Below are 7,124 nucleotides of genomic sequence, written 5' to 3'. Positions count from 1 at the left end.
GCGTCGCGCTGCCGGCACCCGCGATTCGGACGCCCACCCAATCGTCCGCTCAGCCGCCGCCCCCGCCACCCTGCAGGCGTCGCACGCTACGCTGGATCAGGGGAATCGCATCGGCCGCGGTGATCGTCGTGCTGCTGTACGGCATCGGCCTTACCGGTGGTGCCCTGCGGCTGGACGTGTCGATTCCGCACGACTCGTTCGTCTCGATCCCGGGGCAAGGCAAAGACAAGATCAACTCGGCCCTCGCGGCCGGCGGGGGTCACTGCTGGCCCAGACAGTCGAGCAGGCCACCGTGCTGCGTCTGGATCACTACGCCGAGATCGGCTTCAGCGGGTTTGCCGCCCTAGTCGACGCCCTCGGCGGCGTCACAGTGTGCCCGACGGCGCCGATGCAGGATCCGTTGGCCAGTATTGACCTGCCCGCCGGCTGCCAGCAGCTGAACGGACGCGAAGCGCTGGGGGTACGTCCGGAGCCGCCACTGGCGGTTACCTTATCTCGAACTAGCTCCGCCCGGGAGTTCGGGCGTTCTCGAGCCAGGTCTTGGTGCGGCCGGGGTGGTTGGTGGCGATCCACGCGACCCCGACGTCGCGGCAGAAGTCGATGTCGTCGTAGCCGTCGACCGTCCAGCAGTACACGGCGCGGCCCTGCGCGGCGGCGCGGTCGGCCAGGTGCGGATAGTCCTTCAGCGCGGTCACCGAGGGCCCGACCGCGGTCGCGCCGACAGCGGTGGCCGCGCTGCTGGTCAGGTAGCGGGCGTTCCGGCCGAGCAGCACCGTGGGCAGCAGGGGCGCCGCTCGACGGATGCGCCACACCGCGGCCGCGGAGAAGGACATCACCACCGCCCGCGACCGGGCTGCGGAGGCCGGCGCGGCGATCCCGAATCGGTGCAGCAGCGCCAGCACCTTGCTTTCCACCAGCGAGCCGTACCGGACCGGATGCTTGGTCTCGATGAAGATTTTCACCGGCCGGTTCCAGTCCAGGACCAGCGATATCAGGGCGTCGAGTGTGAGCAGGCTGGTGTCACCATGAGCGCCGTCGGGTCGCCAACTGTCGTGCCAGGCGCCGTATTCGAGTTCGCGTAGTTGGGCGAGCGTCATCGTGCTGACCAGCCCGGCGCCGGTGGACGTGCGATCCAGCCGCCGGTCATGCACGCATACCAAGTGGCCGTCGCGGGTCAACCGCACATCGCATTCGACGCCGTCGGCGCCCTCTTTGAGCGCGAGCTCGTAGGCGGCCAGTGTGTGTTCAGGGCGGGCGGCCGACGCGCCCCGGTGAGCAACGACAAAAGGATGCGCGGCGAGCACCTCGTCGGCCCATGTCATACCCCCTATGCTGCCGGTTCCTGTCCCTTCTTCTCAACCGGAACATTCGACCCTGCCCCGTCGGCGCCATCGCACCGATCCGATGCGACCACCACCCAGCGGTGTGCGGGCCGTGCCACGGGCTTGCGTTCGCACCCTTCGAAGATGCGCGCGGCCGCGGCCAGCGTGGCCGCGGCGAAGAGATATCCGAACACCATCATGACGGTGTTATTCGCGATGCCTTGGGCATCGGATTCGAAGCTGGTGATGATCGCCCAGACCGATACGGCGTAGCTGACGATCCACGCGACCCACCACTCGAGGATCGGGCGCCGCAACCGGTTGTGATGGTCTTCGAGCGCGGCCAGCTCAATGACATAGACCGGCGCCCACAGCAGGTTGACGACCGGAACGAGGCAGCCCGCCCACAACGACCAGGTGGAGCGCTGGTCGGGCATGCCGTAATGGGAGAACACCACGGCGCGGCGAGCGATCAACCACTGAATCAGCAGGACCCCGGACAAGATCCACACCCCGGCCGCCGCGACGCTGGCCAGATCTCCCAGGTAGTCGGCGAAGGTCGCCACAATGGAATTCAGCAGGGTCTTGCGATTGATGACCAACAGGATGTAGCGCAGGACGTACACCAGCGCCGTCCCGCAGAGCACCAGCACGCTGATGAACAGCCACAGGCGCACCGTGGCCGCCAACGGACTAACACGTGGCGGAGCGACGCCCGGGGTCGGGGCCTGCTCGATGCGGTCGGCCAGTCCCCAGCGCGGGATCACCGTGTAGAGGGGCGTCGGCCCGAGCGGCCGTCGCTCTCGCCGCGCGGGCGGGGCGGCGCCTGGGCGTACGGCGATCCACCGGAAGCCGGTCGGCAGCCGCGGCAGAACCGGTGGGCGCGCGGGTGGTGGCACTGCGCCGGGTGTCTTCCAGCGGGGGTCGCCGATCGGTCCATCTCCCAGGGGTGCCATCAGCGCGCCGCGACAGCGCGGGCACCACTCGCGGCGACGCTCGCGCACGTTCCACCGAGCGCCGCACTGGGAGCACACCTGGATCACCGGGCCAGCCTAACGCCGCGACGATGCGGCGGGCAGTCCCGGCATGGCGTCGGGGCCGCCGCAGGTGTTACGCAAGTCACAGCTACTTTGTGACTATCCACAGTTTCCACAGGTTTATCCACATGGAGGCTGGGGGTATGCACGCAATCGATCAGCAACTTGCGGTTTACCTTGGCCTCATTTGTGGATAACACGGAGGGTTTGTGCTTCATCGACAGGGCCCTCGGGCCGCCCGAGCGAACTCAACGGCCCGCTAAATCGCAGCTGACAGCCCCGCGGGACCGGAAATGCACCCCGGTGCGGCGGCGCCTCGCCGTTGTGGCGGGCCCGACGCCGGTCGTAGCCACCGAGCTCGTTTTCCAAATGCCATCACGACGAGTTATGATCGCCATCACGAAAAGTGTTGTGGCTCACCTCACTTATGCGGGTGACTGACTGCGGAAGGCGATTGATGGCGACGCATTCGTTCGGTCCGGGCGCTCCGGCCTCATCGAACTCGCATTCCGGGTCGCCCGTATGGAATCACAGTTACAGCGTTGCCGCGTTGCGCGCCGGCGTGATCGCGCTGGCGTTGCTCGCCGTCCTGGCCCTTATCGTCTTGTCTTGATCGTTCGGTCTTGAAACCCCGTCGATCGAGTACTCGTCTTTTCGGTTCGTAGGGGTCGTCCTTGCGGCGGGCGCGGTCTTGGAGCAGGGTTGATTACGCTGAGCCTGCCGCGTGGCGGAATCCGCTCGAAGGCGCGTTAAGACGATCATCAAGGAAAGGAATGCCGTGGCTGAATACACCTTGCCCGACTTGAACTGGGACTACGCAGCGCTGGAACCGCACATCTCCGGTCAGATCAACGAGATCCACCACAGCAAGCACCATGCGACGTACGTCAATGGTTTGAATGACGCCATCGCCAAGCTCGAAGAGGCACGGGCCAACGACGACCATGCCGCGATCTTCTTGAACGAGAAGAACCTGGCGTTCCACCTTGGCGGCCACGTCAACCACTCCATTTGGTGGAAGAACCTGTCCCCGAACGGTGGCGACAAGCCGACCGGCGACCTGGCCGCCGCAATCGACGACGCCTTCGGCTCGTTCGACAAGTTCCGCGCGCAGTTCAGCGCCGCCGCCAACGGTTTGCAGGGCTCGGGCTGGGCGGTGCTCGGCTACGACACCCTCAGCGACCGGCTGCTGACCTTCCAGCTCTACGACCAGCAGGCCAACGTCCCGCTGGGCATCATCCCCCTGCTGCAGGTCGACATGTGGGAGCACGCCTTCTACTTGCAGTACAAGAACGTCAAGGCGGACTACGTCAAGGCGTTCTGGAATGTCGTCAACTGGGCGGATGTGCAGTCTCGGTACGCGGCCGCCACGTCGAAGACAAAGGGCCTGATTTTCGGCTGAGTTTCGCCATCGATCGGCGGGAGCGCCAACAGCCGTGCCGGGTTGCACGGCAACAGAACACGCAGGCATTCTTAATTACTCGAATTACCAGTGTGGTTAATCGGACGGGGGCGTAGCGCGGAGGTCGAAATGGAGACTGGTTCTGACCGGCCCATTAGGGTTTCCCCTTTCCATGCTCGTGGTGCCCTGAAGGGGTTCGTGATCTCCGGCCGGTGGCCCGACTCGACCAAAGAATGGGCACAACTGCTGATGGTCGCGGTTCGGGTGGCGTCCTTACCCGGATTGCTCTCAACCACAACGGTCTTCGGCGCCCGTGAGGAATTGCCCGACGAGCCCGAGCCGGACACCGTCGGCCTGGTGCTGGCCGAGGGCACCGTGTTCGGTGAGTCTGCAATCCAGCCAGGTTATTTCGCCGATCATCAGCCTCCCGCGCTGCTGATGCTGCACCCGCCGTCGGAGACCACGACGTCGTTGCCGGAGTGCAACGGCGCCGCCTCGGGCTGTGTCCTGTTGCCGGGGCTGCCATACCTGGGATTGGAGCACCGCGCGGCCTGGGTCGAAGCAGAAGCCGATGGCACCATCACGTCCATGGTGAGCCGAGTGGGAGTTGACCCCATCAGTCATCCCGACACCGCAATTCTGGCCATGCTGCTTGCCGCGTAGCGCAATTCAACCGAATTCGTTCGAGTGCCGAATTCGCGATTACGGGTTTTCCGAATTCCGCCGGTTCGTGACAGGGTCCTGACGCACCGCGAGCCACTGGTACACCGCGCGCCCGGTGATGCGCTGTGCGCGGGCCGCTTGCTGGAATCCTCGGCCGCACCCGCGGCGATAATGACCACGCTGGTTGTCCAACGACGTGTCCGATTCGGTGGCTATTCGCACGGAATTCACCGAGAAGGCCTCGGCCCATCACGATGACCAATGGCTCGCGGTTCCCGTGATCGAAGATGCGACCCGGGGCCAGCGCCCCCGACGCGGCCGATCGCGATGCGCCGCCGTGGTTGGCCATCCCGATCTTCGCCGTACGGCTTCCAGCGGTGCGCGCGGCATCCACGAAGCCGCGCGCCGCACGGCCGCCTCCCCCCAGCAGCTCCTGCATGCGTCAACCGACGGGGTGTTCACACTTGTGGTGGCCTATCGATTTTGTCGACAGCGCGCGGTCGGTAGCTGTCGCGGTAGTCGCGGCAGCGACGCTAGTCGCGGTCAGCGTGGGCCAGCGCAAACACTGCGACGGCGCCGGACCCATGATTCGGTCAGCGGGCGGTCGCCGGACAGCGTTAGCGGCACAGCGACAGCGGGGCGCTCCGCCAATCGATCCCCAGTGACACCTGGGCCGACCGGCGCGCGCACCGGCGATTCTATACCGCAAATAAACGGTTGTTTGCAGCAAATCTTCTGTTTTGGCGACATGCGTTGTCGAATGGTTGCGAGAGCCCTGTCCGATACCACCCATCGACCCATCTCGCCACTCGTGGGGCGGCCGCGCACTAGCACGTTTAGTGATGTTCTTTTCTGCGGATAACCTGTGAGTTTTGCTCGGTTTGTGGACACTGCCGTAATTTAGTTGGAGGCTCTCCGTGTGGAAAATAACGATTGTCGATGCCACGTACAGCGAAGCCGGTCTGGTTTGCACCTAGTTGTGGGCACCAACACTCGCTACCATGATCAGCAAATACACATAGGTAAACGGTTAACTTTTACAGCCCAGTGGAGATCTATCGATGAGCACGACATTCGCCGCCCGCCTAAACCGCTTGTTCGACACGGTGTATCCACCGGGGCGCGGGCCGCACACCTCGGCGGAGGTGATTGCGGCACTCAAGGCGGAAGGCATCACGATGTCGGCTCCTTACCTGTCGCAGCTCCGCTCCGGCAACCGGACCAACCCGTCGTCGGCCACCATGGCGGCGTTGGCCAACTTCTTCCGGATCAAGCCGGCCTATTTCACCGACGACGAGTACTACGAGAAGCTCGACAAAGAGCTGTCGTGGATGGCGAGCCTGCGCGAGGACAGAGTGCGCCAGATCGCGCTCCGTGCGGTCGGCTTGTCGGCGCAGGCTCAGCAGGACATCGTCGAACGTGTCGACGAGCTGCGCCGCGCCGAGCACCTCGACGCCTAGCTAGCTGACGACGTCGGTCCGCCCTGTTGGGTGGCCACCGCCCTGTGCCGGTTAGGGTTGGTTCTCGGATCGCGCACACGCGGCGGCGATCACCCACGAGACACCGGGAGGCGGTCGGCAATGGGCCTGTTTCGCAAGCGGAAGAGTCGCGCGACGCGTCGTGCCGAGGCACGCGCGATCAAGGCCCGGGCCAAGCTGGAAGCCAAGCTCAGCGCCAAGAATCAGGCTCGGCAGTTCCGGGAGGAACGGCGTGCGGCCGACAAGGCCCTCAAGGCGCAGATCAAAGCGCAGCACGACAGCGACCGAACAGCGTTGAAGGTTGCGGAGGCCGAACTCAAGGCTGCCCGGGAGGGCAAGTTGTTGTCACCCACCCGGATTCGGCGAATCTTGACGGTGTCGCGGCTGTTGGCGCCGATCCTGACGCCGGTGATCCACCGGGCGGCGATCGCCGCTCGCAGGCTGATCGACCAGCGCCGGGCGGATCAACTGGGCATCCCGCTGGCTCAGATCGGTCAGTTCTCCGGGCACGGCGCGCAGCTGTTGGCCCGGATCGCCGGTGCCGAGAAGTCGTTGCGGACCGTGCAGGAACGCAAGCCCAAGGATACCGAGACCAAGCAGTTCGTCGCCGCCATCTCCGAGCGTCTCGCCGATCTGTCGGCGGCCGTCGCCGCGGCCGAGCACATGCCCACCGCGCGCCGCCGGACCGCGCACTCTGCGACCTCGGCTCAGCTCGACGGCATCGAGGCCGACCTGATGGCTCGCCTCGGCCTGTTCTGAAAGTTAGGTTCGCACATGCCGTTTCACGCTGCACGGATGTCACGGGCCGCTATCGCTGTAGCCGCCGCAGCGGTGCTCTACCTCGGGGCCATCGGCGTTACCCCGTCGGCGTGGGCGCACGTCCACGCCTTTAGCGACACCACGGTCCGGGGCGCCATGGCGCTGGTGAGCTTTCAGGTGCCCAACGAATCGGACAAGGGTGCGGCCACCATGGCGCTGACCGTGCAGCTGCCCGACGTTGAGTCCGCGCGTACCGAGGCAATGCCCGGCTGGACGGCCAAGCTCGACCGCGATGTGTCGGCCGGCACGGTGCGGTCGGTGACCTGGACGGCCGCGCCCAACGGCGGTATCGGCGTCGACCAGTTCGCGCTGTTCCGGGTCTCGGGAAAATTGCCCGGCGGCGCCGGTGGCCGGTTCCGGGGCCGGGCGGCGTGTGCCGGGGGCGCCGGGGGGGTGGGGGGGG

At 65.8% G+C, this 7,124-nt stretch carries 7 protein-coding genes and 1 pseudogene; 6 read left to right on the top strand and 2 right to left on the bottom strand.

Annotation, left to right across the window (positions count from 1 at the left end):
- Positions 1-520: pseudogene (locus FQ389_RS17160) on the top strand (LCP family protein); the annotation flags it as partial.
- Here FQ389_RS17160 and FQ389_RS17155 read toward each other — a convergent pair.
- Both FQ389_RS17155 and FQ389_RS17150 read right to left on the bottom strand, forming a co-directional pair.
- Complete coding sequence (locus FQ389_RS17155; protein WP_144209824.1) at positions 501-1,322, bottom strand: glycerophosphodiester phosphodiesterase; 822 nt, start codon at positions 1,320-1,322, stop codon at positions 501-503. The pseudogene FQ389_RS17160 and the gene FQ389_RS17155 overlap by 20 nt on opposite strands.
- A gap of 5 nt (positions 1,323-1,327) precedes the next feature.
- Positions 1,328-2,365 carry a DUF4328 domain-containing protein gene (locus tag FQ389_RS17150; RefSeq protein ID WP_144209821.1) on the bottom strand — a complete coding sequence of 346 codons (1,038 nt, stop codon included), beginning with the start codon at positions 2,363-2,365 and terminating at the stop codon, positions 1,328-1,330.
- A gap of 772 nt (positions 2,366-3,137) precedes the next feature.
- Between FQ389_RS17150 and FQ389_RS17140 the strand changes: the two genes are divergently transcribed.
- The 5 genes from FQ389_RS17140 to FQ389_RS17120 all read left to right on the top strand — a co-directional run.
- Positions 3,138-3,761, top strand: a complete 624-nt coding sequence (locus tag FQ389_RS17140) for a superoxide dismutase (protein WP_144209816.1) — start codon at positions 3,138-3,140, stop codon at positions 3,759-3,761.
- 129 nt (positions 3,762-3,890) lie between these two features.
- Positions 3,891-4,424, top strand: coding sequence for a peptidase (locus FQ389_RS17135; protein WP_144209812.1), 534 nt, complete (start codon positions 3,891-3,893; stop codon positions 4,422-4,424).
- Between the two features lie 1,061 nt (positions 4,425-5,485).
- Positions 5,486-5,884 carry a transcriptional regulator gene (locus FQ389_RS17130; RefSeq protein ID WP_144209809.1) on the top strand — a complete coding sequence of 133 codons (399 nt, stop codon included), beginning with the start codon at positions 5,486-5,488 and terminating at the stop codon, positions 5,882-5,884.
- A gap of 120 nt (positions 5,885-6,004) precedes the next feature.
- The gene (locus FQ389_RS17125; protein WP_144209806.1) at positions 6,005-6,661 is read left to right on the top strand and encodes a DUF6474 family protein; all 657 of its coding nucleotides are present in this window, start codon (positions 6,005-6,007) and stop codon (positions 6,659-6,661) included.
- Between the two features lie 15 nt (positions 6,662-6,676).
- A partial coding sequence (locus FQ389_RS17120) for a DUF1775 domain-containing protein (protein WP_407662935.1) occupies positions 6,677-7,124 on the top strand: 448 nt, incomplete at its 3' end.

It is taken from the genome of Mycobacterium tilburgii (genome assembly GCF_902168065.1).
GTDB classification, from domain to species: domain Bacteria; phylum Actinomycetota; class Actinomycetes; order Mycobacteriales; family Mycobacteriaceae; genus Mycobacterium; species Mycobacterium tilburgii.
This window is presented reverse-complemented; position numbering and strand designations above follow the sequence as displayed.

Coding starts and splice junctions, on each gene's coding strand:
- FQ389_RS17155 (WP_144209824.1), bottom strand. CDS start 1,322: ATGACATGGGCCGACGAGGTGCTCGCCGCGCATCCTTTTGTCGTTGCT.
- FQ389_RS17135 (WP_144209812.1), top strand. CDS start 3,891: ATGGAGACTGGTTCTGACCGGCCCATTAGGGTTTCCCCTTTCCATGCT.
- FQ389_RS17130 (WP_144209809.1), top strand. CDS start 5,486: ATGAGCACGACATTCGCCGCCCGCCTAAACCGCTTGTTCGACACGGTG.
- FQ389_RS17125 (WP_144209806.1), top strand. CDS start 6,005: ATGGGCCTGTTTCGCAAGCGGAAGAGTCGCGCGACGCGTCGTGCCGAG.